Consider the following 26,989-nt stretch of genomic DNA (forward strand, 5'->3'; position numbering starts at 1 on the left):
CGCTACCGCTTCTTGCCGCCCTGCTTCGGATCCAGCAGGCCCGCCCGCCGAAGCGCGTCCGCCATCGCCCCGTTGGCGGGAGTCGCGGCCGGCGCCTGACGCCCGCCACTGTTACCGCCACCGTTGCCACCGCCGCCACCGCGCCGGTCACGCCCCTGACCGCCCTGGCCGCCCTGACCGCCACGCGGCCCCGCACCGCCCTGCCCCTGCCGCTGCCGCGGCGGACGCCCGCCCCGCTCGCCGCCCGCGCCGCCGGAACCGGACCCCGCTCCGGCCGTCGGGCCCGAACCCGCCCCCGCCTCGTCGTCCAGCCGCAGCGTCAACGAGATCCGCTTCCGCGGGAGGTCGATCTCCATGACCTTGACCTTGACGATGTCACCCGGCTTCACGACATCACGCGGGTCCTTCACGAACGTCCTCGACATCGCCGACACGTGGACCAGGCCGTCCTGGTGCACCCCGATGTCCACGAACGCGCCGAACGCCGCGACATTCGTCACGACCCCCTCCAGCACCATCCCGGACGCCAGATCGCCGAGCTTCTCGACGCCCTCCTTGAAGGTGGCCGTCTTGAACGCCGGACGCGGGTCGCGCCCCGGCTTCTCCAGCTCCTTGATGATGTCGGTGACGGTCGGCAGCCCGAACTTCTCGTCCACGAAGTCGTCCGCCCGCAGGGATCGCAGCACACCGGTGTTGCCGACCAGGGAGGCGACGTCACCGCCCGTCCGCTTCACCATCGCCCGGACCACGGGGTACGCCTCCGGATGCACGCTGGACGCGTCCAGCGGGTCGTCACCCCGGATCCGCAGGAAGCCCGCGCACTGCTCGTACGCCTTCGGGCCGAGCCTGGCCACGTCCTTGAGACCCTTGCGGGAGCGGAACGGGCCGTTGGTGTCGCGGTGCGCGACGATGTTCTCCGCGAGCCCCGAGCCGATGCCGGAGACCCGTGAGAGCAGCGGCGCCGACGCGGTGTTGACGTCGACCCCGACGCCGTTCACACAGTCCTCGACGACCGCGTCCAGCGAGCGCGACAGCTTCACCTCGGACAGGTCGTGCTGGTACTGCCCGACCCCGATCGACTTCGGGTCGATCTTCACCAGCTCCGCGAGGGGGTCCTGGAGCCGGCGCGCGATCGAGACGGCGCCGCGCAACGAGACGTCCATGTCCGGGAGTTCCTGCGAGGCGAAGGCGGACGCCGAGTACACGGAGGCGCCGGCCTCCGACACCATTACCTTGGTGAGCTTCAGCTCAGGGTGCGTGTCGCACAGTTCACCGGCGAGCTTGTCCGTCTCGCGCGACGCCGTGCCGTTGCCGATCGCGATCAGGTCGACGTCGTGCGCCTTCGCCAGCTGCTCCAGTTTCGCCAGCGACTGGTCCCACTTGTTGGCCGGGACGTGCGGGTGGATGACATCGGTCGCGACGACCTTGCCGGTCGCGTCGACGACGGCGACCTTCACCCCGGTACGGAACCCCGGGTCGAGCCCCAGCGTGGCCCGCGTCCCGGCCGGCGCGGCGAGCAGCAGATCGCGCAGGTTCGACGCGAAGACACGTACCGCCTCGTCCTCCGCCGCCGTGCGCAGCCGCAGCCGCAGGTCGATGCCGAGGTGGACCAGGAGCCTGGTGCGCCAGGCCCAGCGCACGGTGTCGGCGAGCCACTTGTCCCCGGGACGCCCGCGGTCGTTCACCCCGAAGCGCCGGGCGACCATGTTCTCGTACGAGGACGGGCCGGGCTCCCCGGACGGCTCCTCCGGCTCCAGGACGAGGTCGAGGACGTCCTCCTTCTCGCCGCGGAGCATCGCGAGCACCCGGTGCGAGGGCAGCGCGGTGAACGGCTCGGTGAAGTCGAAGTAGTCCGCGAACTTGGCGCCCGCCTCCTCCTTGCCGTCCCGCACCTTCGCCACCAGCCGGCCCCGTGTCCACATGCGCTCACGCAGCTCGCCGGTCAGATCGGCGTCCTCCGAGAACCGTTCCGCGAGGACGGCGCGGGCCCCCTCCAGAGCCGCCGCCGGGTCCGCGACGCCCTTGTCCGCGTCGACGAAGGCCGACGCCGCGACGAGCGGATCCACCGACGGGTCGTCCAGCAGGCCCGAGGCGAGCGGTTCGAGCCCGGCCTCCCGGGCGATCTGCGCCTTGGTCCGCCGCTTCGGCTTGAACGGCAGATAGATGTCCTCAAGGCGCGCCTTCGTGTCGGCGGCCCGGATCCGCGCCTCCAGCGCGCTGTCGAGCTTGCCCTGCTCCCGCACGGATTCGAGGATCGCCGCACGGCGGTCCTCCAGCTCCCGCAGATACCGCAACCGCTCCTCGAGCGTGCGCAGCTGCGCATCGTCGAGCATCTCGGTCGCTTCCTTGCGGTAGCGCGCGATGAACGGCACGGTCGATCCGCCGTCGAGCAGCTCGACGGCCGCCTTCACCTGTCGCTCGCGTACGCCGAGCTCCTCGGCGATCCTGCCTTCGATGGACGTCGTCACGGTTTTACCGACTCGCCTTCTCGTACTGGCTGTGCTGGTCGGGCCCCGGGGTCCGTGGTTCGGACCGGTCCTGGGCCACTCGCCTGCATTCTGCCGGGTGGCGGGCGCCGTGTCGCCCGACCGCCCCAGGTACGGGCTGTCGTCCGCCCGGCGGGTCAGCCGTTCAGATCCGCCGGGAACGCGCCGGCCGCCAGCGCCGTGCCGAGGAATCCGCGTCCCAGCTCGGTCAGGCGGGCCACGCCCGGACCGCCGAGCCGCTCGTACGGTGCCAGGTCCATCCGGTCCGTGTCCTCCTCCAGACCGGTCCGCAGCAGGGCGCCCGCCTCCGTCAACTCGCCCTCGGCGGTGAGCAGTCCGCGGTCGCGCAGCCGCGCGGAGGCGTCCTCCCAGTCACCGCGGTGCCACCCGCGGGTGGCCCGGATCCAGCGCGGCGGCATGCCCTTGCCGGTGGCGGTGTGGCTGACCAGGGCCTCGACCGGGTCGAGACCGGCCGCGAGGAGCGCGGCGAGGTGGGCGTCACCGCGGTGCTCGCGCAGCAGTGTCGCGGCATGCCAGTACGCCAGGTGCGGCTGCTCCGGCACCGGGAGATCGGCGTGCGCCGCGTACAACGGCCGGGCGTGTCGCGTGCAGCCCTCGACGGCGCGGAGCGCCAGCCGGGCGGCCTCGGCCAGCTCGGGGGAGGCGATGGTCTCCTCGCCCAGGAGTCGGCGCAGCGTCGAATCGACGGCACGCAGCCGCGCGGCCAGCACGGCCTCGGGCGAGGCGATGTCCCAGACGGCGGGCAGGTGCGCGGCCACTAGGTCGTGGTTGAAGTTGTAGAAGGTCGCGGTGACCGTACCGGGGCCGACCGCCCCGAGAGCGGCCGCGCGCGAGGCGAAATACGCGGCGGACGCGTCCTTGATCCCGATCCCGCCCAGCTCCTTCCCGAGGTCGGGGGAGAAGTAGAGCGCGGAGTGCAGAGGGTTGAGAGCGTTGTGGCAGCGGCGTCCGGCACGGGGCGGCAGAGTACTCATGCCCGCACGTTACCGACTGGTCGGTACGGCAGGGAACCCCGGGCCGCACGTGAAGTGCGTCGCGGTCCGTCATGGCAGGAAAGGTGGGGAACCCGTCATTGCGGCCATCAGGGAGGCCGCACAGGATGGCAGGCATGAAGCAGCGAACCGTACTCGTCGTCCTCTTCGACGGCGTCCAGAGCCTCGACGTGAGCGGGCCGATGGAGGTCTTCGCCGGGGCCTCCCGGTTCCCGGAGGTCTCGTACGAACTGCGCACCGCCTCGCTGGACGGCGCACCGGTCCGGTCGTCGAGCGGGCTCACGCTCGTTCCCGACAGCAGCCTCGCGGACGCCGGGCCCGCCCACATCCTCCTCGTTCCCGGCGGACAGGGCACCCGCGACCCCGGCTCCGCCCTCGTCGACTGGCTGCGCGAGCACGCCCCGCACGCCGAACGGCTCGTATCCGTCTGCACTGGTGCCCTGCTGCTCGCCGAGGCCGGACAGCTGGACGGACACCGGGTGACCACGCACTGGACGCTCTGCGACCACCTCGCCCGCACCTATCCGGCCGTCGAGGTCGACCCGGAACCGATCTTCGTGCGGGACGGCAGGCTGGCCACCTCCGCCGGAGTCACCGCGGGCATCGATCTCGCGCTCGCACTGGTCGAGGAGGACCACGGCCGGGACGTGGCACTCACGGTCGCCCGGCATCTGGTGGTCTTTCTGCGCAGGCCGGGGAACCAGGCCCAGTTCAGCGCCCAGCTCAGCGCCCAGACGGCCCGGCGCGAACCGTTGCGCGAGGTCCAGCACTGGATCACCGAACACCCCGGCGACAACCTGTCCGTCGAGGCCCTCGCCGCCCGCGTCCGGCTCTCGCCGCGCCACTTCGCCCGTGCGTTCCGGGCCGAGACCGGTATGACACCCGGCCGGTACGTCGACCTTGTCCGTCTCGAACAGGCCCGCAGACTCCTGGAGGACACCTCCGACGGCGTCGCCGGTATCTCGCGGGTGTGCGGCTACGGCACACCGGAGGCGATGCGCCGCGCGTTCGTCAAGGCGCTGGGCACCGCGCCCGCCGAGTACCGCAGACGGTTCAGTCACCGGCCGGCCGGCGAGCCCGTCGACCGGCCCCGCCCCACCGAGTCCGTCACCCTCCCTCCCTCACTGACCGAACTCCCTCACTGACCGAAGGCAGGCAGCCACCCATGCAGATCGCCATCGTCCTCTTCGACCGCTTCACCGCGCTCGACGCCGTCGGACCGTACGAGATCCTGTCCCGAGCGCCCGGCGCCGAGACCGTCTTCGTCGCCGAGCGGACCGGCCCGGTGCCCAACGACAGCGGCAGCCTTTCGCTGGTCGCCGAGCGGACGCTCGACGACGTCCCGGCGCCCGATCTGGTCATCGTCCCCGGCGGCCCGGGGCAGAGCGCCCAGATGGAGAACGAGACCCTGCTCGGCTGGCTGCGCACCGCCGACGCCACCAGCACCTGGACGACCTCCGTCTGCACGGGTTCGCTGCTGCTCGCGGCCGCCGGGCTCCTGGAGGGGCGGCGAGGGACCTCGCACTGGCTCGCCCTCGACGCGCTGCGGGACTACGGCGTGGAGCCGACCGGGGAACGCGTCGTCATCGACGGCAAGTACGTCACGGCCGCGGGCGTCTCCTCCGGCATCGACATGGGCCTCACCCTGCTCGGCCGGATCGCGGGCGAGCGGCACGCCCGGTCCGTGCAGCTGCTGACCGAGTACGACCCGCGGCCGCCGTACGACGCCGGGTCCCCCGACAAGGCGCCGCCCGAGCTGGTCGAGGAGTGGCGCGCCAAGAGCCGCTTCATCCTCCAGTAGCGGGAGGGGCAGGCCGCGGACGGCCAGGTGGGGCGGGGACGGTCAGGCCCGGGACGGCCAGGTGAAGCGGGGCGTGCGCCGCTCCAGGAACGCGGCGACGCCCTCGGCGGTGTCGCCGCTGCGGCGTGCCCGGTCCGCCCAGTGGGCGTCCCGGTCCTCGCGCCCCGCGGCGAACTCCTTCGCGGCCGACTGGGTCAGCCGGGAACGGGACACCAGGACCCGGACGTACGCCTCCACCCGCTCGTCCAGCTCGCCGGCGGGCAGCACCTCGTCGACCAGACCGGTCCGCAGCGCCCGGTCCGTACCGATCAGCTCGCCGGAGAAGAGCAGGTGCTTCGCCGTCGACGGGCCCGTCAGCGCGACCAGCCGGCGGGTCGACGACGCGGCGTAGACGATCCCGAGCTTGGCGGGGGTGACGCCGAACAACGCCCCCTCCTCGGCGAACCGCAGATCGCAGGCGGCCGCCAGCTGGCTTCCCCCGCCCACGCAGTAGCCGCGCACCGCCGCGACGACCGGCAGCGGGAAAGCGGCGAGTGCCTCCTCGGCCGCCACCGCGAGCTCCTGCGGGGCGCCCGAGGGATCGCGGAGGGAGGAGATGTCCGCCCCGGCGCAGAAGGTGTCCCCGGCGCCCGTCAGCACCAGCGCGCGCACCGAGGAGTCGGCGGCCAGCTCCTCCAGCAGCACGGGCAGCGACTGCCACATCGCGGCCGTCATCGCATTGCGCTTGGCGGGGTTGCTGATCACGAGGGTGGCGACGCCGTCCGCGACGGTGAGCTCCAGCCGGGGTTCCGTACGGTCCATGCGCCGGATGCTATCCGTACCGTTCGAACCTATGATCAAGAAGGGGCCGCGAAGCAGGCACGCACCCCGAGGAGTTCCCGGTGGCCGATCCCGCACAAGAGGGCAGGAGGCTCAGCCGCAGTTTCAGCGGCCTCGCCCTGCTCGGCGCTCTCCTCGTCGTCGCCGGTCTGGTCGGTCTCGTCTACACCGGCGTCGCGACGCTCACCTCGATGATCCTCTTCGGCTGGCTGCTGCTGATCGGCGGCCTGGTCGGGCTGCTCCACGCGATCCAGTCGCGCGGCACCAGCTACTTCTGGCTGGGCGTGGTCGTCGCCGCGCTGAACATCGCCGCCGGGGTCGTGGTCATCCGCCACCCGCACGGCACGGCCGAGGCGCTGACCATGTTCGCCGCACTGCTCTTCCTGACCGGTGGGGTGTTCCGCCTCGTCGGCAGTGTCGTGGTGCGTGGCCCGCAGTTCGGCTGGACACTCCTGCAGGGCGCCTTCGGTCTGCTGCTGGGTCTGCTGGTCCTCTTCGACTGGCCGCACAGCAGCCTCTACGTGCTCGGCTGCTTCTTCTCGCTCGCCCTGCTCTTCGACGGACTCGGGCTCATCGCGATCGGTGTGGGGGGCCGCCGGATCGTCTCGATGGTCTCGGACCAGTTGACGCCCGCGGGAGGGGCTCAGGGCGGGCAGGACCAGCCTTCAGGAGACGGTCAAAAACGGTCCGATAGCTGACGTACCCACAGCTGTTCGGTCAAGTTCTGTCGATAGAGGTCGACTTCTGCTCAGTGGTGCGGACCTGCCCGACTACGCCCCGCACCCTGTACTCGACGTGCAGTCACCATCGAGTGGAAGCGGGTACCGGTCAATGGAGAGCCGCGGGAGTGTCCCCGCCAGGCCCGTGCCGTACGAAGGGGTCTGGCGGTTCACCGCCCCGGCCACGGACGTCTCCGTACCCCAGGCCCGGCACGCCGTACGCGATCTGCTGGACCGCCAGGGCGTGCCCCTGGACGACGACATCGCCCAGGGGCTGCTGCTCATCGTCTCCGAGCTGGTCACCAACGCCGTGAAGCACGCGGCACTGCTCTCTCCGGAACTCGCCGTGGAGGTGGCCGTGGGTACCGACTGGGTCAGGGTGTCCGTCGAGGACAACCATCCGTACCGCCCGACGGCGCTGGAGACCGACCACGCGCAGACGGGCGGGCGCGGACTGCTGCTGGTCCGGGAGATCACCCGGGAGGCGGGCGGGGCCTGCGACGTGGAGCACACCGCGGGCGGCGGAAAGGTCATCTGGGCGGCCCTGCCGCTAGGCCCGCGCCCCTGACCCCGCCGCGCCCCTGACCCAGCCGCGCCCCTGGCCCCGCCTACCAGCCGGCAGCCGGACCGGTCAGCTCCCGGATCGCGGGCCTGGCGGCGTCCAGCACCGTCATGAACCAGGCTGAGAACGGCGCCCGGTCATGCCGTTCGGCCAGCTCCTCGGCCGATACGAACGCAGTCTCGCCCACCTCCTCCGGATCCGGCCGCAGCCGGTTCTGCGCCATGCCCACGAAGAGGTGGTTGAACTCCTGCTCCACCAGACCCGAGGCGGGGTCCGGGTGGTTGTAGCGGACGGTGCCCGCCTCCGCCAGCAGCGAGGGGGAGATGCCCAGCTCCTCGTACGTCCGCCGGGCGGCGGCGGCGAAGGGCGCCTCGCCCGGGTACGGGTGACCGCAACAGGTGTTGGACCAGACACCGGGGGAGTGGTACTTGCCCGGGGCGCGCCGCTGCAGCAGCAGCCGGCCCTGCTCGTCGAAGAGGAACACCGAGAACGCGCGGTGCAGTTGGCCGGGTGCCTGGTGGGCGGCGAGCTTCTCCGCCGTGCCGATGGTGGTGCCGTTCTCGTCGACCAGTTCGAGCATGATCGCTTCTGCTGCGCCGTTCGACGAGGTGTTCGCCGCGGTGGCTGGTGTGGTCGGCATACCCATCCTTCGCTGTGGTCCCGGCCTCGTGCGCCGGTCCCGTCGAGTCTGCTCAAGTCTGCCGTACAAAGGCGGCTTGTCCGCACTTCGGGTCCTGGCATGTCCGGCGCCGGGGCGTCACGGTCACGGCCCCACACGTCGGACGCCGAACGCCGCCGGGTACTGAATCGTGCCCCGGGGAACCGGCCCGGAATCATCGACGACCCGCGCCGTCATCGCCTCGTCCGGCGAGTGTCGTGATCATTGTCGGTCAACGTGAGAACCCTTGATCGAGAGGGGATTACACCGTACATCGGGGATTTCGACGGGCCTTCCCGGGGCCGTCGCCCCAGCGCGGCCGTGGGCCTTCACGTACTCAGCGGCAGAGCTTCGCCTCGTGCTCCGCGTGCCCGCTCGGCTCCAGCTGGAAGGTGCAGTGCTCGACGTCGAAGTGGTCTCCGAGACAGCCCTGCAGTTCGTGCAGGAGCTTCTCGTGCCCGATCGAGTCGAGCAGTTCCTGGTGCACCACCACATGGGCGGAGAGCACCGGCATGCCGGAGGTGATCGTCCAGGCGTGGAGGTCATGGACGTCCAGCACTCCGGGCAGTGCCGTGATGTGGTCGCGCACCTCCCCCATGTCGACGCCCTTGGGCGCCGACTCCAGCAGGACGTTCAGCGTCTCCCTGAGCAGCTTCACCGTACGCGGAACGATCATGAGGCCGATGAGCAGCGAGGCGATCGGATCCGCGGCCTGCCAGCCGGTGGCAAGGATGACGCCCGCCGAGATCAGCACGGTCACCGAACCGAGGGTGTCCGCGAGTACTTCCAGATACGCGCCCCGCACATTGAGGCTGTCCTTCTGCCCGCGCATCAGCAGCGACAGCGACACCACGTTCGCCACCAGGCCGACCAGGGCGAAGGCGATCGTCAGTCCGCCCCTGGTCTCGGCCGGGCTGACGAAGCGCTCCACCGCCTCGAAGAGGAGGTAGCCGCCGACCCCGAGCAGCAGCAGACAGTTGGCCAGCGCGGCGAGGATCTCGGCGCGGGCGTAGCCGAAGGTTCGGTTCGGTCCGGCCGGCTTGTTGGCGAAGTGGATCGCCAGCAGAGCCATGCCGAGGCCCAGCGCGTCGGTCGCCATGTGGGCCGCGTCGGCGATCAGCGCCAGGGAGCCGGACAGCAGCCCGCCGACGATCTCCATGACGGTCACGGTGAGCGTGATGCCCAGCGCGATCCGCAGCCGTCCCTGGTACGCGGCGGCCGCCGTGCCGGTGGGTGCGGGGCCGCCGTGCGAATGTCCGTGATCGTGCCCAGCCCCCATGGGGACGCCTCCCGGTCGTCGCGCGGACCCGGACGCGATCGGCCCGAGCAATGCCAGTGAACTACGGGCGGGGGGTATCGGGCAACACGGCAGTGAACACCGTTGTCAACTGCTCTGACCTGCGGAAATGGTTGCAGGTCAGAGCGGTTGACGGGTGGCGGTCAGAGCGGCGGACAGCTCACGGGGCGGACGGCACGGGGTGGTGCAGCAGCCAACCCTGCCAGGCCGACGTGACCATCTCGCGCACCCCGCGCCGGGCCGACCAGCCCAGCTCGCCGGAGATCCGGTCGCAGGACGCGACCGCCTTCGACGCGTCCCCGGGCCGGCGGGGCTCGGACTCGGGCTTCCGGTCGAGGCCGGTGACCTCCGCCACCAGATCGGCCAGCTCGCGCACCGAGACGCCCTCGCCGCGGCCGATGTTGACGGTCAGGTCCCCGGGTCCGTCCTGCGCGGCCAGCCGCCCTGCGACAGCCAGATGCGCGTCGGCGAGGTCGGCGACATGGATGTAGTCACGGATGCAGGTGCCGTCGGGGGTGGCGTAGTCGTCACCGAAGATACGCGGGGCCTCACCGCGGGTCAGCCGTTCGAAGAACATCGGGATCACGTTGAAGACGCCGGTGTCCGACAATTCCGGCTCGGCCGCGCCCGCCACGTTGAAGTAGCGCAGACAGCCGGTGGACAGCCCGTGAGCCTGCCCGGCCGCCCGCACCAGCCACTCCCCGGCGAGCTTGGTCCCGCCGTACGGATTGATCGGTTCGCAGGGAGCCTCCTCGGTGATCAGCTCCGCCTCCGGTACGCCGTACACCGCGGCCGACGAGGAGAACAGGAAGCTGCGCACGCCGGCGGCCGCGACGGCCTCCAGGAGGACGGTCAGCCCGCCGATGTTCTCCCGGTAGTACAGGAGCGGCTTCTCGACGGATTCACCGACCTGCTTCTTCGCCGCGAGATGGATGACACCGCTCACCGCGTGCTCCGTCAGTACCCGGTCCAGCAGTGCGCGGTCGGCGGTCGAGCCCCGCACCAGCGGGACTTCGGCGGGCAGTCGGTCCGGGTTGCCGGTCGAGAGGTCGTCGAGAACGACCACCCGCTCCCCGGCCTCCTTCATGGCCCGCACCACATGTGCCCCGATATATCCAGCTCCGCCTGTGATCAGCCATGTCATGCGGGTCAGACTAGGCCGTGTCGTCAAACTGCCGTCGTCGCCCGAAGGGCGGCCGCGCGGCGTCTGGTGGGTGCGATCGTAAGGCGCCGGGATGGATGCGGATGGGGTCTCCCCTGCTCGAACGCAGTTGAGAGCTCGGGGAAGGAGCTACTAGGGCATTCCGGTAACGCGGGAGGGGGCCCCTCCCTGCTCGAGCGAAGCCGAGAGCTTGGGGGAGTGCGTGCCAGACGCCGCGCGGCAGGCGGCAGTTTGACGACACGGGTCAGTACACCCAGGGCCTGTCCGGCCTTGATCCACCGGGCAGGCCGCGGATCCGTCCCACCGCGTTTTGTCAGGCGGGGTGGCCATCGACGATGATGATCGCGGACGGTGCCGCATGATCCAGGTCCGCCCGGAACGGAGCATAAACGGGCAGTGAACTCCCGCTTCCGTTCATCCGATAGCCTCTGCCGACATGCCGCCGGCCCGCATCGGGGCCGTGCCGTCGCGCACCGACCCATGTCAGCACCAAGGAGTGAGTTCGTCTGTCGACCGCCATTCTCACAGGTGCTCCGGTACCCGGATCGTCCATCGAGGCCGATCTGCGGTCACTGGGCTTCGACGTCCAGGCCGCCGCCGATGCCGGAGAGGCCGCGCGGCTGCTGTCCGCCGTCCCCGCCGACAGGCGGGTCGCGCTCGTCGACCCCCGTTTCGTCGGCCATGTCCACGCCCTGCGGCTCGGACTGACCGATCCCCGCTTCCCCGCCGCCACCGTGCCCGGCGCTCTCACCGTGCAGCCCGAGGCGCGTCCCGCGCTGGTCCGCGCCCTGAGCAGCACCGGCAAGGCGGTCGGCGCGGACGTTCCCGCCGGCCCGCCCGGCAGCACCGCCACGGTCGTCGACCGCACCGTGCCCGGCCGGCTCGCCGCCACGATGGACGCCGAGGGCGCCGAGGTGCAGCGCCCGGAGCTCGGCTCGCTCGTCGCGGCCGTACCGGCGGACGACGCCGCGCGTGCCACCGCGCTCTCCGGCGTCGCCGCCGTGGATGACGAGGCGGTCCGGTTGCGCAGCGCCGTCAAGGCGCGCGACGGCTTCTTCACCACGTACTGCATCAGCCCGTACTCGCGCTACATCGCCCGCTGGTGCGCGCGCCGCGGGTTCACCCCCAACCAGGTCACCACCGCGTCACTGCTGACCGCCCTGGTCGCGGCCGGCTGCGCGGCCACCGGCACCCGCGGCGGATATGTCGCGGCCGGGCTGCTGCTGCTCTTCTCCTTCGTCCTGGACTGCACCGACGGGCAGCTCGCCCGTTACTCGCTCCAGTACTCGACGATGGGCGCCTGGCTGGACGCCACTTTCGACCGCGCCAAGGAGTACGCCTACTACGCGGGCCTCGCACTCGGCGCCGCCCGCGGCGGCGACGACGTCTGGGCCCTGGCGCTCGGCGCGATGGTGCTCCAGTCCTGCCGGCACGTCATCGACTTCTCGTTCAACGAGGCGAACCACGACGCGGTGGCGAACTCCAGCCCCACCGCCGCCCTCTCCGACAAGCTCGACAGCGTCGGCTGGACGGTCTGGCTGCGCCGGATGATCGTGCTCCCGATCGGCGAGCGCTGGGCGATGATCGCCGTACTGACCGCGCTCACCACCCCCCGGATCGTCTTCTACGCACTGCTCGTCGGCTGCGCCTTCGCGGCCTGCTACACCACGGCGGGCCGGCTGCTGCGCTCCCTGACCCGCAGGGCCCGCCGCACCGACCGGGCCGCCCAGGCCCTCGCGGACCTCGCGGACTCCGGTCCGCTCGCCCAGCTCGTGGCGGCCCGCGGCCCCCGGATCCCGGGCGCCTGGACCGCCCCGGTGGTCGCGGTCGTGGGCGCCGGCGCACTGATCGCCGCCGCGCTCCAGCAGCCCTTCGGCAGCCGGCAGATGATCGTCGCCGCGGTCTTCTACGCGGTCTGCTCCGGCATAGCCGTGGCCCGCCCCCTCAAGGGCGCGCTCGACTGGCTCGTACCCCCGGTCTTCCGGGCGGCCGAGTACTGCACGATCCTCGCGCTGGCCGCCCGCAGCGACATAGACGGGGCGCTTCCCGCGGCCTTCGGACTGGTATCGGCCGTCGCCTACCATCACTACGACACGGTGTACCGCATTCGAGGCGGCACCGGCGCGCCGCCCCAGTGGCTGGTGCGAACGATCGGCGGGCACGAGGGCCGCACCCTGGTGGTGGCCGTACTCGCCGCCGTACTCACCGGAGCCCCGGGCTTCACCGTGGCACTCACCGCTCTCGCGGTGGCCGTGGCACTGGTCGTGCTGGTGGAGTCCATCCGCTTCTGGGTGTCCTCCGGGGCACCCGCCGTTCACGACGAAGGAGAACCCGCATGATCGGCCTCGTACTGGCAGCCGGCGCAGGACGGCGCCTGCGCCCCTACACCGACACGCTTCCCAAGGCTCTCGTGCCGGTGGACGGCGAGAAGACCGTCCTCGATCTCACGCTGGCCAACTTCGCCGAGATCGGCCTCACCGAGGTCGCGATCGTCGTCGGCTACCGCAAGGAAGCCGTCTACGACCGCAAGGAGGAGCTGGAGGCGAAGTACGGCCTCAAGATCATCCTGGTCGACAACGACAAGGCCGAGGAGTGGAACAACGCCTACTCCCTGTGGTGTGCCCGCGAGGTCCTCAAGCGCGGTGTGATCCTCGCCAACGGCGACACCGTGCACCCGGTCTCCGTCGAGCGGACCCTGCTGGACGCGCGCGGCAAGGGCCAGAAGATCATCCTCGCCCTCGACACGGTGAAGAACCTCGCCGACGAGGAGATGAAGGTCATCACCGAGGACGGCAAGGGCGTTCGGCGGATCACCAAGCTGATGGACCCGGCCACCGCCACCGGTGAGTACATCGGCGTCACCCTCATCGAGGCGGAGGCCGCCGAGGCGCTCGCGGACGCCCTGAGGACGACGTTCGAGCGCGACCCGGACCTCTACTACGAGGACGGCTACCAGGAGCTCGTCAACCGCGGCTTCACCGTCGACGTGGCGCCCATCGGTGAGGTCACCTGGGTCGAGATCGACAACCACGACGACCTCGAGAAGGGCAGGAAGATCGCGTGCCAGTACTGACCCGGCTCATCCCGTCCCCCGTCTTCGTCGACATCAGCCGGGGCGCCATGGACGATCTGGCCGGTCTCCTCGCGGACCAGCGGATCTCCGCCTCCGGCAAGCTCGCGATCGCGATCAGCGGCGGCTCCGGACAGGCCCTGCGCGAGAAGCTCGCACCGGCCCTGCCGGGCGCCGACTGGTACTGCGTCGCGGGCGGCAACATCGACGCCGCCGTACAGCTGGCCGACGACATCAAGGGCAAGCGGTACGACGCCGTGGTCGGTCTCGGCGGCGGCAAGATCATCGACGTGGCGAAGTACGCCGCGGCCCGGGTCGGCCTGCCGCTGGTCTCGGTCGCCACGAACCTCGCCCACGACGGCCTCTGCTCACCCGTGGCGACCCTGGACAACGACAACGGACGCGGCTCCTACGGTGTCCCGATGCCGATCGCCATGGTCATCGACCTCTCGGTGATCAGGGCGGCCCCGGACCGCTTCGTGCGCTCCGGCATCGGTGACGCGATCTCCAACATCTCCGCGATCGCGGACTGGGAGCTCTCGCACCAGGTCAACAACGAGCAGATCGACGGACTGGCCGCGGCCATGGCCCGTACCGCCGGCGAAGCCGTGCTGCGCCACCCCGGCACCGTCGCCGACGACGAGTTCCTCACCGTCCTCGCCGAGTCGCTGGTGCTCTCCGGCATCGCCATCTCGATCAGCGGCGACACCCGGCCCTCGTCCGGCGCCTGCCACGAGATCAGCCACGCCTTCGACCTGCTCTTCCCCAAGCGGGCCGCGAGCCACGGCGAGCAGGTCGGCCTCGGCGCCGCCTTCGCCATGCACCTGCGCGGAGCCCACGAGGCGTCGGGGCTCTTCGCGGAGGTCCTTCGCCGGCACGGCCTCCCGGTCCTGCCCACGGAGATCGGCTTCACCGCCGACGAGTTCGTCCAGGCCGTCGACTACGCCCCGCAGACCCGTCCGGGACGCTTCACGGTCCTGGAACACCTCAGCCTGTCCACCGACCAGATCAGGGACGCGTACGCCGACTATGCCAAGACCATCAGTAGCTGAACTTCGCCCGGTCGTTCACCCCCCGGGCGTCAAGGACCGGCGCAGCGGTGAACACTGGGCGGGCCGGATCTACATGCGCGAGGTCTCGCTGCGCGTGGACCGGTACCTGGTCAACACCAAGGTCACGCCCAACCAGCTGACCTACCTGATGACCGTCGCGGGTGTGCTCGCCGCTCCGGCCCTGCTCGTTCCGGGGATCACCGGTGCGCTGCTCGGCGTGCTCATGGTCCAGCTCTACCTGCTGCTCGACTGCGTCGACGGCGAGCTGGCCCGCTGGAAGAAGCAGTTCTCGCTGGGCGGGGTCTATCTGGACCGGGTCGGCGCCTACCTCTGCGACGCGGCCGTGCTGGTCGGCTTCGGCCTGCGCGCCGCCGACCTGTGGGGCAACGGACGGATCGACTGGCTGTGGGCCTTCCTGGGCACACTCGCGGCCCTGGGCGCCATCCTGATCAAGGCCGAGACCGACCTCGTCGGTGTCGCACGCCACCAGGGCGGTCTGCCGCCGGTCAAGGAGGCGGCGTCCGAGCCGCGCTCGTCCGGCATGGCGTTCGCGCGCCGGGCCGCCGGTGCGCTGAAGTTCCACCGGCTGATCCTCTGCGTCGAGGCATCGCTGGTGATCCTGGTCGCGGCCGTCGTGGACTCGGTCAGGGACGACCTCTTCTTCAGCCGCCTCGCGGTCGCGGTGCTGGCCGGCATCGCCCTGCTGCAGACCCTCCTCCACCTCGTGTCGGTCCTGGCGTCGAGCAGGCTGAAGTGAGCACCCCCATGAAACTCGGCGCGGTCATCATCACGATGGGCAACCGCCCGGCCGAGCTGCGCGCCCTGCTCGATTCGGTCGCCAAGCAGGACGGCGACCGGATCGAGGTGGTCGTCGTCGGCAACGGCTCTCCCGTACCGGACGTCCCCGCGGGCGTGCGCACCGTCGAACTGCCCGAGAACCTGGGCATCCCCGGCGGCCGCAACGTCGGCATCGAGGCCTTCGGGCCGTCCGGCGCCGACGTGGACGCCCTGCTGTTCCTGGACGACGACGGGCTGCTGCCGCTCACGGACACCGCGGAACTGTGCCGGCAGGCGTTCGAGGCCGATCCCAAGCTCGGCATCATCAGCTTCCGGATCGCCGACCCGGACACCGGGGAGACCCAGCGGCGCCACGTGCCGCGGCTGCGCGCCGCCGACCCGCTGCGCTCGTCTCGGGTGACGACGTTCCTCGGGGGCGCCAACGCCGTACGCACCCGGGTCATCGCCGAGGTCGGCCCGCTGCCCGGCGACTTCTTCTACGCGCACGAGGAGACCGATCTCGCCTGGCGGGCGCTGGACGCCGGCTGGCTGATCGACTACCGCGCCGACATGGTGCTCAACCACCCCACCACCGCCCCGTCCAGGCACGCCGTCTACCACCGCATGGTGGCCCGCAACCGGGTCTGGCTGGCCCGCCGCAACCTGCCCGCGCCGCTGGTCCCCGTGTACCTCGGTGTGTGGCTGCTGCTCACTCTGCTCCGCAGGCCGTCCGGCCCGGCGCTGAAGGCATGGTTCGGCGGCTTCCGGGAGGGCTGGTCGAAACCCTGCGGACCGCGGCGCCCCATGAAGTGGCGTACGGTGTGGCGGCTGACCAGACTAGGCCGCCCTCCGGTCATCTGAGAGGCTCGCCTCTGGGAGCATGAGGCGTATTTTTCTTATCGGGACCTGTCCGCCCTGAGCCGCGCCCGCGACTGGCTGCGCATTTTGAATACGAGAGTTTCATCTGGTGAGTGACACAACCCATGATGGTGCGGTTGCGCTGAGCAAGCCGCCATCAGCCGACGACGGCCTGAGCGCGGCCGAGCTGGCCGCGAAATACGGTCTGACAGTCAGCGGTGCCCGGCCCGGACTCCTCGAGTACATCCGCCAGCTCCGCGGGCGGCGCCACTTCATCATGGCGTTCTCCCGGGCCAAGCTGACCGCGCAGTACAGCCAGGCCAAGCTCGGGCAGCTCTGGCAGGTGGCCACCCCGCTCCTGAACGCCGCGGTGTACTTCCTTATCTTCGGCCTGATCCTCGGCACGAAGAGGGGGATGACCCAGGAGGTGTTCATCCCGTTCCTGGTGACCGGGGTCTTCGTCTTCACCTTCACCCAGAGCTCGGTGATGGCCGGCGTCCGCGCCATCTCCGGCAACCTCGGGCTGGTGCGGGCGCTGCACTTCCCGCGTGCATCGCTGCCCGTCTCCTTCTCGCTCCAGCAGCTCCAGCAGCTTCTGTACTCGATGATCGTGCTGGTCGCGGTCACCGTGGCTTTCGGCAGCTATCCCCGGCTGTCCTGGCTGCTCGTGATCCCCGCCCTGGTGATGCAGTTCTTCTTCAACACCGGTCTGGCGCTGGTCATGGCGAGGCTCGGGGCGAAGACTCCCGACCTGGCCCAGCTGATGCCCTTCGTCATGCGGACCTGGATGTACGCGTCGGGCGTCATGTTCTCCATCCCGGTGATGCTGGAGAACAAGCCGGCCTGGATCACCGATGTGCTGCAGTACAACCCGGCGGCCATCTACATGGACCTGGTCCGGTTCGCGCTGATCGACGGTTACGGCTCCGAGAACCTGCCGTCGCACGTCTGGGCGGTCGGCCTCGTCTGGGCGCTCCTGGTGGGCATCGTGGGCTTCGTGTACTTCTGGAAGGCAGAGGAACGGTACGGCCGTGGCTGAGGACAACACCGGGGCGCGCGTCCCCACCGTGATCGCCGACGACGTGCACATCGTGTACCGCGTCAACGGCGGCGGTGGCAAGGGCAGCGCCACCGCGGCACTGAACCGGATGCTGCGCCGGGGCAAGGGCGAGGAACGCGGGGTCCGCAAGGTGCACGCCGTGCGGGGCGTGACCTTCACCTCCTACCGGGGCGAGGCGATCGGTCTCATCGGGACCAACGGTTCCGGCAAGTCGACCCTGCTGCGGGCCATCGCCGGTCTGCTCCCGACCGAGCACGGCAAGGTCTACACCGACGGCCAGCCCTCGCTGCTCGGGGTGAACGCGGCGCTGATGAGCGATCTGACCGGCGAGCGCAACGTCGTCCTGGGCGGACTCGCCATGGGGATGAGCCGCGAGGAGATCCGGGAGCGGTACCAGGACATCGTCGACTTCTCCGGGATCAACGAGAAGGGCGACTTCATCACCCTGCCGATGCGGACGTACTCCTCGGGCATGGCCGCCCGGCTGCGGTTCTCGATCGCGGCCGCCAAGAACCACGACGTCCTCATGATCGACGAGGCTCTGGCGACCGGTGACCGGAAGTTCCAGATCCGTTCCGAGGCGCGCATCCGCGAGCTCCGCAAGGAGGCCGGCACCGTCTTCCTGGTCAGCCACAGCAACAAGTCGATCAGGGACACCTGCGACCGGGTGCTGTGGCTGGAGAAGGGCGAGCTGCTGATGGACGGTCCGACCGACGAGGTCCTCAAGGCGTACGAGCGGGAGACCGGCAAGTAACGCCTCCCCGACACTCCGCAGGGCAGCGGCCTCCGCCGGACGACTCCGGCGGAGGCCGCTGTGCGCGTCCGGATCGTGGACCGGACTCCGGGCGTCCACGGCTCGTCGTATGCCTCCCGGCAAGATCTCCTCCCGCCGGATGACGTCAATTTACTTGCACACGGGGAAAGTTGGCACGGCACGGCGCGCACTCGATGTGCGTCCCGCACCCCGGCGTATCGATGAGCGTTGTACAACGTAAGCTGTACCGGTGCTGATTCGTTGCAAGTGGGGCGATACCGCCTGAGTGGAAGGCCTCCAGGGTCCTCCGCACTGGGGAGGGCGGGCGGCGTGTCCGGAATGGGTTGTTTTGGGTCGGCAGTGTAGAACGGGAGATGTGACGGCTATGACGGATGATCTCCAGCTCCGAGGTGCTCACGCCGTCCCCGCGCAGGGCGGTCCGCAGTGACGCGTGCCCGCCGGACGCGGCTCGATTCCGACGTACCCGGAACCCTTGACAAGGCCGCCGACGAGAATTTTCCGGTGGCTCCCTTCTTCCTGCCGCGCGCCTGGCGCGACGACCTGATGGCCGTCTACGGCTACGCCCGGCTCGTCGACGACATCGGCGACGGCGACCTCGCCCCCGGCGGCGGTGACGCCCGCCACCTCGGTCTCGACCCGGCCCAGGCGGAGGACCGGCTCGCGATGCTCGACGCCCTGGAGACCGACCTGCGCCGTATCTTCACCACCACGGGCGAGACCCCGCACCACCCCCTCATGCAGGCACTCCGCCCCACCGTGCGGCGCTGCTCGCTCACGCCCGAACCCTTCCTCGGCCTCATCGAGGCCAACCGGCAGGACCAGAAGATCCGCCGCTACGGGACGTACGAGGAGCTGCTCGCCTACTGCGAGCTCTCCGCGAACCCCGTCGGCCGCCTGGTCCTCCAGCTCACCGGGACCGCGAGCCCCGAACGGATCCGCCGCTCCGACGCCGTCTGCACCGCGCTGCAGATCGCCGAGCACCTCCAGGACGTCACCGAGGACCTCGGACGGGACCGGATCTACCTGCCGGCCGACGACATGGCAAGGTTCCATGTGGCCGAATCCGATCTGGCGGCGCCCTCCGGGGGCGCATCCGTGCGGGCGCTGGTCGCGTACGAGGCGGAACGCGCCGGGGATCTGCTGAATGAAGGCACCCCCCTGGTGGGTAGCGTCCACGGCAGGCTCAAGCTGCTTCTCGCCGGATTTGTGGGTGGGGGGCGTGCCGCCCTCACCGCGATCGCGGCCGCCGGGTTCGATGTACTGCCCGGACCGCCCAAGCCCACCAAGCCCAGCCTGCTGCGCGAGGTGGGAGTTGTCTTGCGAAGAGCGCGTAGAGAGGGGTGAGCCGGACCGTGGAGGGACAGACGACGTACATGTCGGCACCGGTACAGGCCGCATACAGTTACTGCGAGGCGGTCACCGGACAGCAGGCGCGGAACTTCGCGTACGGCATCAGGCTGCTGCCGGCCGAGAAGCGACAGGCCATGTCGGCGCTGTACGCCTTCTCCCGTCGTGTCGACGACATCGGTGACGGCGAGCTGGAGCCGGAGACCAAGCGCGTCCGCCTGGAGAGCACCCGCACACTGCTGGACCGGGTACGGGACGGCGCGGTCGACGACGACGACACCGATCCGGTGGCCGTCGCACTCGCCGACGCCGCCCGCAGGTTCCCGCTGCCGCTGGAGGGGCTCGACGAGCTCATCGACGGCGTGCTCATGGACGTGCGCGGCGCGACCTACGAGACCTGGGACGACCTCAAGACCTACTGCCGGTGCGTCGCGGGCGCCATCGGCCGTCTCAGTCTGGGCGTCTTCGGTACGGAACCGGGCGCGCCCGGCGCCGAACGCGCAGCGGAGTACGCCGACACGCTCGGCCTCGCGCTCCAGCTGACCAACATCCTGCGCGACGTGCGCGAGGACGCGGGCAACGGGCGCACCTACCTGCCCGCCGACGACCTCGCCAAGTTCGGCTGTTCCGAGGGCTTCCACCGGGCCACCCCGCCGCCCGGCTCGGACTTCGCGGGACTGATCCACTTCGAGGTCCGCCGCGCCCGCGCCCTGTTCGCCGAGGGCTACCGGCTGCTGCCGATGCTGGACCGGCGCAGCGGTGCGTGTGTGGCGGCGATGGCCGGTATCTACCGCAGGCTCCTCGACCGGATCGAGCGCGACCCCGAGGCGGTGCTGCGCGGCCGGGTCTCGCTGCCGGGCCACGAGAAGGCATACGTGGCGGTGCGCGGCCTGTCGGGTCTCGACGCCCGCTACATCTCGCGCCGGACGGCCAGGGGGCGTGTCTGAATGCGCCTCACGGACATCTCGCGCACCATGAGCACCATGGATGATCAGTCCGGACGGTGGGCAACCTCCGGCCGTACCGCTGCGTCCCTGACGGGAAAGACCTGGCGAGAGGGGGATTCATGACGGACCGCAGCCTGCGTTCGTCCCGGGCGGTGGTGATCGGCGGCGGGCTTGCCGGCATCACTTCGGCCCTGCGTCTGGCCGACGCCGGGCTTGACGTGACCCTGCTCGAAGGACGGCCCCGGCTCGGCGGCCTCGCCTTCTCCTTCCGGCGCGGCGAACTGACGGTCGACAACGGCCAGCACGTCTATCTGCGCTGCTGCGACGCCTACCGCTGGTTCCTCGACCGCGTCGACGGCGCCCGTCTGGCCCCCCTGCAAAACCGTTTGGACGTGCCCGTTCTCGACGTCGGACGGCCCGCGGGACCGCGGCTCGGGCGGCTGCGCCGCAATGGGCTGCCGGTTCCGTTCCACCTCGCCGCCGGACTCGCCGGATACCCGCACCTCTCGCTCGCCGAGCGGGCGAGCGTGGGGCGCGCCGCGCTGGCCCTCGGCCGGCTCGACCCGGACGATCCGGCGCTGGACGACACCGACTTCGGCAGCTGGCTCGCCCGGCACGGCCAGTCGCCGCGCACCGTCGAGGCCCTCTGGGACCTGGTCGGCGTCGCGACGCTCAACGCCACCGCGCCGAACTCCTCGCTCGCGCTCGCCGCGAAGGTCTTCAAGACCGGCCTCCTCTCGGATCCCGGCGCCGCCGACATCGGCTGGGCGAGCGTGCCGCTCGGCGACATCCACGACACGCTGAGCCGCAAGGCCCTGGACTCCGCCGGTGTCCGCACCGAACTGCGGACGAAGGCCGGATCGCTCACCCGTACCGACGACGGGCGCTGGGTGGTCGACACCGGGGCCGAGCGGATCGAGGCGGACACCGTCGTGCTGGCCGTACCGCAGCACGAGGCCCACGGCCTGCTGCCCGAGGGCGCGCTCGACGCGCCGGAGCGGCTGCTGGAGATCGGCAACTCGCCGATCCTCAACGTGCACGTGGTCTACGACCGCAAGGTGCTGCGGCGGCCGTTCTTCACCGCGCTCGGCTCACCGGTCCAGTGGGTCTTCGACCGTACCGAGGCCTCGGGCCTCACCGGACCCGGGCAGTACCTCGCGGTCTCCCAGTCCGCGGCCGGTGAGGAGATCGACCTGCCCGTCGCCGAGCTGCGCGCGCGCTACCTGCCCGAGCTGGAGCGGCTGCTGCCGGCCGCTCGCGGCGCGGGGATCAGGGACTTCTTCGTCACCCGGGAGCGGACGGCGACCTTCGCGCCCGCCCCCGGAGTCGGCAGGCTGCGGCCCGGGACCCGGACCAGGGCACCCGGCCTCTTCCTGGCCGGCGCCTGGACCGCCACCGGCTGGCCGGCCACGATGGAGGGCGCCGTCCGCAGCGGTGCCGGCGCCGCGGACGCCGCGCTCCTGGCGCTCGGCCACCCCCACGAACATCCGCTGCAGGAGGCGGCATGAGCAGTACCACCGGAACAAGAGGAGAGTCAGTGACCCCGGCGAATCCGGCTTCCGACACCGTGGCGGACACCACGGACGTCACCGCGCTTCTGGAGCGCGGACGGGCCCTTTCCACGCCGGTGCTCCGGGCCGCCGTCGACCGGCTCGCACCGCCCATGGACACCGTGGCCGCCTACCACTTCGGCTGGATCGACGCCCAGGGAAGGCCCTCCGACGGCGACGGCGGCAAGGCCGTGCGCCCGGCGCTGGCCCTGCTGTCCGCCGAGGCGGCCGGCGCAGCCGCGGAGGCCGGTATCCCCGGCGCCGTGGCCGTCGAACTCGTGCACAACTTCTCGCTGCTGCACGACGACCTGATGGACGGGGACGAGCAGCGGCGCCACCGCGACACGGTGTGGAAGGTGCACGGCCCCGCCCAGGCGATCCTGGTGGGTGACGCGCTCTTCGCGCTGGCCAACGAGGTCCTGCTGGAGCTGGGGACGGTCGAGGCGGGCCGCGCGGCCCGGCGGCTGACCTCGGCCACCCGCAAGCTCATCGACGGGCAGGCCCAGGACATCTCCTACGAGCACCGCGAGCGGGTCACCGTCGAGGAGTGCCTGGAGATGGAGGGCAACAAGACGGGCGCCCTGCTCGCCTGCGCCTGCTCCATCGGTGCGGTGCTCGGCGGCGCCGACGACCGTACCGCCGACGTCCTGGAGGCGTACGGCTACCACCTGGGCCTCGCCTTCCAGGCGGTCGACGACCTGCTGGGCATCTGGGGCGACCCGGAGACCACCGGCAAGCAGACCTGGAGCGATCTGCGCCAGCGCAAGAAGTCCCTGCCGGTCGTCGCCGCGCTCGCCGCGGGCGGACCGGCCTCCGAGCGCCTGGGCGAGCTGCTCGCCGCCGACGCGAAGAGCAGCGACTTCGACAGCTTCTCCGAAGAGGAGTTCGCCGCCCGTGCGGCACTCATCGAGGAGGCGGGCGGCCGCGAATGGACCGCTCAGGAGGCGCGTCGTCAGCATGCGGTCGCCATCGAGGCGCTGCACGGTGTCGATATGCCCGAAACCGTGCGGGCGCAGCTCACGGCGCTCGCGGACTTCGTCGTCGTACGAAAGAGATGATCGCCATCTGGTCCATATGACTCGCAGTCGCCGGCCGGCGTTCGTCACGGACGCCGGCCGACGGAGACCCCAGCACAGCAGAGGACCAACTGCACGAAGGGGAAGCCATGACAGCGACGACCGACGGAAGCACCGGGGCTGTGGATCCCCGCGCGGCCTCGGCCAGTAGACCGACAACCGAATCAACCATCGCCGCGGACGACGTACTGGCCGCCGCGCGGCGGGCCGCGGAACGCTCGGTGGAGCATCTCCTCGGCAAGCAGGACGAGCAGGGCTGGTGGAAGGGCGACCTCGCCACCAACGTCACCATGGACGCCGAGGACCTCCTCCTGCGCCAGTTCCTCGGAATCCAGGATTCCGCCACGGTCCGGGCGGCCGGGCGTTTCATCCGCGGCGAGCAGCTCGGTGACGGCACCTGGGCCACGTTCCACGGCGGCCCCGGGGACCTCTCCGCCACCATCGAGGCGTACGTGGCACTGCGGCTGGCCGGCGACCGGCCGGAGGACCCGCACATGGCCCGTGCCGCGGGGTGGGTCAGGGAACAGGGCGGGATCGCGGCGAGCCGGGTGTTCACGAGGATCTGGCTGGCCCTGTTCGGCTGGTGGAAATGGGACGACCTGCCGGAGCTCCCGCCCGAGCTCATGTTCTTCCCGAAGTGGGTCCCGCTCAACATCTACGACTTCGGCTGCTGGGCCCGCCAGACCATCGTGCCGCTCACGGTCGTCTCCGCGAAGCGGCCGGTGCGGCCCGCCCCCTTCGCGCTGGACGAGCTGCACACCGACCCGGGCGACCCGAACCCAGCCAGGCGCCCCGCTCCGGCGGCCAGTTGGGACGGTGTCTTCCAGCGCCTCGACAAGGCGCTGCACCTCTATCACCGGATCGCACCGCGCGCAGTGCGGCGTCTCGCCATGAACGCGGCAGCCCGCTGGATCATCGAACGTCAGGAGAACGACGGCTGCTGGGGCGGGATCCAGCCGCCCGCCGTCTACTCCGTCATCGCGCTGCATCTGCTGGGCTACGACCTCGACCACCCGGTGATGCGGGCCGGACTCGCCTCGCTGGACCGGTTCGCGGTCTGGCGCGAGGACGGCGCCCGCATGATCGAGGCCTGCCAGTCCCCGGTCTGGGACACCTGTCTCGCCACCATCGCGCTCGCCGACGCCGGGCTCAGCCCCGACCATCCGGCGCTCGTGAAGGCGGCCGACTGGATGCTGGACGAGGAGATCGCCCGGCCGGGCGACTGGTCGGTACGACGGCCCCAACTCCCGCCGGGCGGCTGGGCGTTCGAGTTCCACAACGACAACTACCCCGATATCGACGACACCGCGGAGGTGGTCCTCGCGCTGCGCCGGGTCCGCCACCCGGATCCGGCACGGATCGAGGCAGCCATCGAGCGGGGGGTGCGCTGGAACGTCGGCATGCAGTCCCGCAACGGCGCCTGGGGAGCGTTCGACGCAGACAACACCAGTCCGTTCCCCAACCGGCTGCCCTTCTGCGACTTCGGCGAGGTCATCGACCCGCCGTCGGCGGACGTCACGGGGCACGTGGTGGAGATGCTGGCCATCGAGGGCCACTCCGCGAACCCCGTCACCCGGCGCGGCATCGAGTGGCTGCTCGCCGAACAGGACGTGGCAGGCGGCTGGTTCGGCCGATGGGGCGTCAACTATGTATACGGAACGGGGTCGGTGGTTCCCGCGCTGATCGCCGCCGGACTGCCCGCGGCGCATCCCTCGATCCGGCGCGCGGTCGGCTGGCTGGAGTCCGTCCAGAACGACGACGGCGGCTGGGGCGAGGACCTGCGCTCGTACAACGAGGACAAGTGGATCGGCCACGGTGCCTCGACGGCGTCCCAGACGGCCTGGGCGCTGCTCGCACTGCTCGCCGCGGGCCGGCGGGACACCGCGGCCGTGGCCCGCGGGGTCGCCTGGCTCACCGAGACCCAGCAGGCCGACGGCTCCTGGGACGAGCCGTACTTCACCGGGACCGGCTTCCCCTGGGACTTCTCCATCAACTACCACCTCTACCGGCAGGTCTTCCCGCTCACCGCACTCGGGCGGTACGTGCACGGCGACCCCTTCGCCGGCCGCACGGACCTCCGTAGGGGGGCCTGATGGGCGAACCCGCGGGGCCGTCCGGCCCCGCCGCCCCGCTGCTGATCGCGTGCGCGCTCGGCATCGAACAGCTCGCCCTGCGCACCGGCAGGAGCAGGGCGGACAGGGCTCCGGGCCCGGTGACCGTGCTCCGTACGGGCATGGGGCCGGGAGCGGCCGAAACGGCCGTGGCGCGGGCGCTCGGCGAGGGCCGGGCGTTCGGCGCCGCCGTCATCGCCTCGGGGTTCTGTGCCGGGCTGACGCCCGGCATGCACCCCGGGGATCTGGTCGTGGCCGACGAGACCCGGTTCGCCGGGGAGTCGACCGCCTGCACCGGCACCGAACTGCTTGCCGACGCACTGGCCAGAGCAGTACCGGGACGCACCGTCCACACCGGTCCGCTGACCGGCTCCGACCACGTCGTACGCGGGCATGAGCGGGCCGAGCTGCGGACCACGGGAGCGATCGCGGTGGACATGGAGTCCGCCGCCACTCTGCGCACCGCCCTGCGCTCCGGGCCACGCCCGGTTGCGGCCGTACGGGTGGTCGTGGACGCTCCACAGCATGAGCTCGTCCGCATCGGCACGGTCCGCGGTGGAATATCGGCATTCCGCGTTCTCCGTGCCGTCCTACCGGCTTTCTATGAATGGCACCGATCTTTGCTGCTCCCCAGGAGGTGAGCTAGATGGCCATGCCACTCCGTCAGACCATCAAGATTGCGACGTACCTTGCTGAACAGAAGCTCCGCAAGCGGGAGAAGTTCCCGCTGATTGTCGAGCTGGAGCCTCTGTTCGCCTGCAATCTCGCCTGCGAAGGCTGCGGGAAGATTCAGCATCCGGCCGGAGTTCTCAAGCAGCGCATGCCGGTGGCCCAGGCCGTCGGCGCGGTGCTCGAATCGGGCGCCCCGATGGTCTCCATCGCGGGCGGCGAGCCGCTGATGCATCCGCAGATCGACGAAATCGTCCGTCAGCTGGTGGCGAAGAGGAAGTACGTCTTCCTCTGCACCAACGCGATGCTGCTGCGGAAGAAGATCGAGAAATTCACGCCGTCGCGCTACTTCGCGTTCGCCGTGCACATCGACGGCCTGCGCGAGCGGCACGACGAATCGGTTGCCAAGGAAGGAGTGTTCGACGAGGCGGTGGCCGCGATCAAGGAGGCCAAGCGCCGGGGTTTCCGGGTCACCACCAATTCCACCTTCTTCAACACCGACACCCCGCAGACCATCATCGAGGTCCTCAACTACCTCAATGACGATCTGAAGGTCGACGAGATGATGATCTCGCCCGCCTACGCGTACGAGAAGGCACCCGACCAGGAGCACTTCCTGGGAGTCGAGCAGACCCGCGAGCTGTTCAAGAAGTCCTTCGCGGGCGGCAACCGGGCCAAGTGGCGGCTGAACCACTCGCCGCTCTTCCTGGACTTCCTGGAAGGAAAGGCCGACTTCCCGTGCACGGCATGGGCCATTCCCAACTACTCGCTCTTCGGCTGGCAGCGCCCCTGCTATCTGATGAGCGACGGCTACGTGCCGACGTACCGGGAACTCATCGAGGAGACCGACTGGGACAAGTACGGCCGCGGCAAGGACCCGCGCTGCGCCAACTGCATGGCGCACTGCGGCTACGAGCCCACCGCCGTACTCGCCACCATGGGGTCGCTGAAGGAGTCCCTGCGTGCCGCGCGGGAGACCATCGGCGGGAACCGGTGAGGTGATGACCGCCGGAGAACCAGGCCTACTGGGTCTCTCCGAGCCGCCGGCCCGGCCGCTCACGGTGCGCCGCCACTCGTGGCGCATCCAGGCCGGGCCGGTGGCGGTCGGCGGGGACGCGCCGGTCTCGGTGCGGTCGATGACGACGACGCGTACGTCCGGCACAACGACCCGGTCGTGATG

24 protein-coding genes are annotated in these 26,989 nt (G+C 70.8%); 18 read left to right on the top strand and 6 right to left on the bottom strand.

The window, feature by feature from the left end; genetic code table 11:
- Positions 1-2: 2 nt before the first annotated feature.
- The gene (locus AB0I52_RS28635; RefSeq protein ID WP_363077419.1) at positions 3-2,468 is read right to left on the bottom strand and encodes a Tex family protein; all 2,466 of its coding nucleotides are present in this window, start codon (positions 2,466-2,468) and stop codon (positions 3-5) included.
- A 155-nt stretch (positions 2,469-2,623) separates the two neighbouring features.
- Positions 2,624-3,481 carry a hypothetical protein gene (locus AB0I52_RS28640; RefSeq protein ID WP_363077421.1) on the bottom strand — a complete coding sequence of 286 codons (858 nt, stop codon included), beginning with the start codon at positions 3,479-3,481 and terminating at the stop codon, positions 2,624-2,626.
- A 134-nt stretch (positions 3,482-3,615) separates the two neighbouring features.
- Between AB0I52_RS28640 and AB0I52_RS28645 the strand changes: the two genes are divergently transcribed.
- Complete coding sequence (locus tag AB0I52_RS28645; RefSeq protein ID WP_363077423.1) at positions 3,616-4,644, top strand: GlxA family transcriptional regulator; 1,029 nt, start codon at positions 3,616-3,618, stop codon at positions 4,642-4,644.
- 20 nt (positions 4,645-4,664) lie between these two features.
- The gene (locus AB0I52_RS28650; RefSeq protein WP_363077425.1) at positions 4,665-5,300 is read left to right on the top strand and encodes a DJ-1/PfpI family protein; all 636 of its coding nucleotides are present in this window, start codon (positions 4,665-4,667) and stop codon (positions 5,298-5,300) included.
- A 42-nt stretch (positions 5,301-5,342) separates the two neighbouring features.
- Here the strand turns inward: AB0I52_RS28650 and AB0I52_RS28655 are convergent, their stop codons facing one another.
- Positions 5,343-6,101: an enoyl-CoA hydratase/isomerase family protein gene (locus AB0I52_RS28655; RefSeq protein ID WP_363077427.1), complete on the bottom strand. Its 759-nt coding sequence runs from the start codon at positions 6,099-6,101 to the stop codon at positions 5,343-5,345.
- 80 nt (positions 6,102-6,181) lie between these two features.
- Here AB0I52_RS28655 and AB0I52_RS28660 point away from each other — a divergent pair, with 80 nt between their 5' ends.
- Both AB0I52_RS28660 and AB0I52_RS28665 read left to right on the top strand, forming a co-directional pair.
- Entirely contained in the window at positions 6,182-6,817 is a 636-nt protein-coding gene (locus AB0I52_RS28660) for a DUF308 domain-containing protein (protein ID WP_363077429.1), read from the top strand.
- Positions 6,818-6,950: 133 nt separating this feature from the next.
- Entirely contained in the window at positions 6,951-7,406 is a 456-nt protein-coding gene (locus AB0I52_RS28665; protein ID WP_363077431.1) for an ATP-binding protein, read from the top strand.
- A 40-nt stretch (positions 7,407-7,446) separates the two neighbouring features.
- Here the strand turns inward: AB0I52_RS28665 and idi are convergent, their stop codons facing one another.
- The 3 genes from idi to galE form a co-directional block, all read right to left on the bottom strand.
- Positions 7,447-8,040, bottom strand: a complete 594-nt coding sequence (gene idi / locus AB0I52_RS28670; RefSeq protein ID WP_363077433.1) for an isopentenyl-diphosphate Delta-isomerase — start codon at positions 8,038-8,040, stop codon at positions 7,447-7,449.
- Positions 8,041-8,395: 355 nt separating this feature from the next.
- The gene (locus AB0I52_RS28675) at positions 8,396-9,337 is read right to left on the bottom strand and encodes a cation diffusion facilitator family transporter (RefSeq protein WP_363077435.1); all 942 of its coding nucleotides are present in this window, start codon (positions 9,335-9,337) and stop codon (positions 8,396-8,398) included.
- 178 nt (positions 9,338-9,515) lie between these two features.
- Positions 9,516-10,499, bottom strand: coding sequence for a UDP-glucose 4-epimerase GalE (gene galE, locus AB0I52_RS28680; protein ID WP_363077437.1), 984 nt, complete (start codon positions 10,497-10,499; stop codon positions 9,516-9,518).
- A 752-nt stretch (positions 10,500-11,251) separates the two neighbouring features.
- Between galE and AB0I52_RS28685 the strand changes: the two genes are divergently transcribed.
- From AB0I52_RS28685 to hpnH, 14 genes are all read left to right on the top strand, one after another.
- Positions 11,252-12,856 (top strand): DUF5941 domain-containing protein, encoded by a 1,605-nt coding sequence (locus AB0I52_RS28685; RefSeq protein ID WP_363077439.1) that lies wholly within the window; start codon positions 11,252-11,254, stop codon positions 12,854-12,856.
- Positions 12,853-13,590, top strand: a complete 738-nt coding sequence (locus AB0I52_RS28690) for a phosphocholine cytidylyltransferase family protein (RefSeq protein ID WP_363077441.1) — start codon at positions 12,853-12,855, stop codon at positions 13,588-13,590. Before AB0I52_RS28685 ends, AB0I52_RS28690 begins: the two co-directional genes overlap by 4 nt.
- A complete protein-coding gene (locus AB0I52_RS28695) occupies positions 13,578-14,639 on the top strand; it encodes an iron-containing alcohol dehydrogenase family protein (protein ID WP_363077443.1) in 1,062 nt (353 codons plus the stop codon). Before AB0I52_RS28690 ends, AB0I52_RS28695 begins: the two co-directional genes overlap by 13 nt.
- A complete protein-coding gene (locus AB0I52_RS28700) occupies positions 14,617-15,396 on the top strand; it encodes a CDP-alcohol phosphatidyltransferase family protein (protein WP_363077445.1) in 780 nt (259 codons plus the stop codon). Before AB0I52_RS28695 ends, AB0I52_RS28700 begins: the two co-directional genes overlap by 23 nt.
- An 8-nt stretch (positions 15,397-15,404) precedes the next feature.
- Complete coding sequence (locus AB0I52_RS28705) at positions 15,405-16,277, top strand: glycosyltransferase (RefSeq protein WP_363077489.1); 873 nt, start codon at positions 15,405-15,407, stop codon at positions 16,275-16,277.
- Positions 16,278-16,383: 106 nt separating this feature from the next.
- Entirely contained in the window at positions 16,384-17,313 is a 930-nt protein-coding gene (locus AB0I52_RS28710) for an ABC transporter permease (protein WP_363077447.1), read from the top strand.
- Positions 17,306-18,088 carry an ABC transporter ATP-binding protein gene (locus AB0I52_RS28715; protein WP_363077449.1) on the top strand — a complete coding sequence of 261 codons (783 nt, stop codon included), beginning with the start codon at positions 17,306-17,308 and terminating at the stop codon, positions 18,086-18,088. The genes AB0I52_RS28710 and AB0I52_RS28715 overlap by 8 nt, the downstream gene beginning before the upstream one ends.
- A gap of 444 nt (positions 18,089-18,532) precedes the next feature.
- Entirely contained in the window at positions 18,533-19,453 is a 921-nt protein-coding gene (gene hpnC, locus AB0I52_RS28720; RefSeq protein ID WP_363077451.1) for a squalene synthase HpnC, read from the top strand.
- 29 nt (positions 19,454-19,482) lie between these two features.
- Positions 19,483-20,403: a presqualene diphosphate synthase HpnD gene (hpnD, locus tag AB0I52_RS28725; RefSeq protein ID WP_363028862.1), complete on the top strand. Its 921-nt coding sequence runs from the start codon at positions 19,483-19,485 to the stop codon at positions 20,401-20,403.
- A 119-nt stretch (positions 20,404-20,522) separates the two neighbouring features.
- Positions 20,523-21,911, top strand: a complete 1,389-nt coding sequence (gene hpnE / locus AB0I52_RS28730; RefSeq protein WP_363077453.1) for a hydroxysqualene dehydroxylase HpnE — start codon at positions 20,523-20,525, stop codon at positions 21,909-21,911.
- On the top strand, positions 21,908-23,011 hold the full coding sequence (locus AB0I52_RS28735) for a polyprenyl synthetase family protein (RefSeq protein ID WP_363077455.1): 1,104 nt from the start codon (positions 21,908-21,910) through the stop codon (positions 23,009-23,011). The genes hpnE and AB0I52_RS28735 overlap by 4 nt, the downstream gene beginning before the upstream one ends.
- Positions 23,012-23,118: 107 nt before the next feature.
- Entirely contained in the window at positions 23,119-25,122 is a 2,004-nt protein-coding gene (gene shc, locus AB0I52_RS28740) for a squalene--hopene cyclase (protein ID WP_363077457.1), read from the top strand.
- Positions 25,122-25,781, top strand: a complete 660-nt coding sequence (locus AB0I52_RS28745) for a 1-hydroxy-2-methyl-2-butenyl 4-diphosphate reductase (RefSeq protein WP_363077459.1) — start codon at positions 25,122-25,124, stop codon at positions 25,779-25,781. Before shc ends, AB0I52_RS28745 begins: the two co-directional genes overlap by 1 nt.
- Positions 25,782-25,786: 5 nt before the next feature.
- Entirely contained in the window at positions 25,787-26,806 is a 1,020-nt protein-coding gene (gene hpnH, locus AB0I52_RS28750; protein WP_363077461.1) for an adenosyl-hopene transferase HpnH, read from the top strand.
- Positions 26,807-26,989 lie beyond the last annotated feature (183 nt).

Source organism: Streptomyces sp. NPDC050423 (assembly GCF_040655445.1).
In the GTDB taxonomy this organism is placed as follows: Bacteria; Actinomycetota; Actinomycetes; order Streptomycetales; family Streptomycetaceae; genus Streptomyces.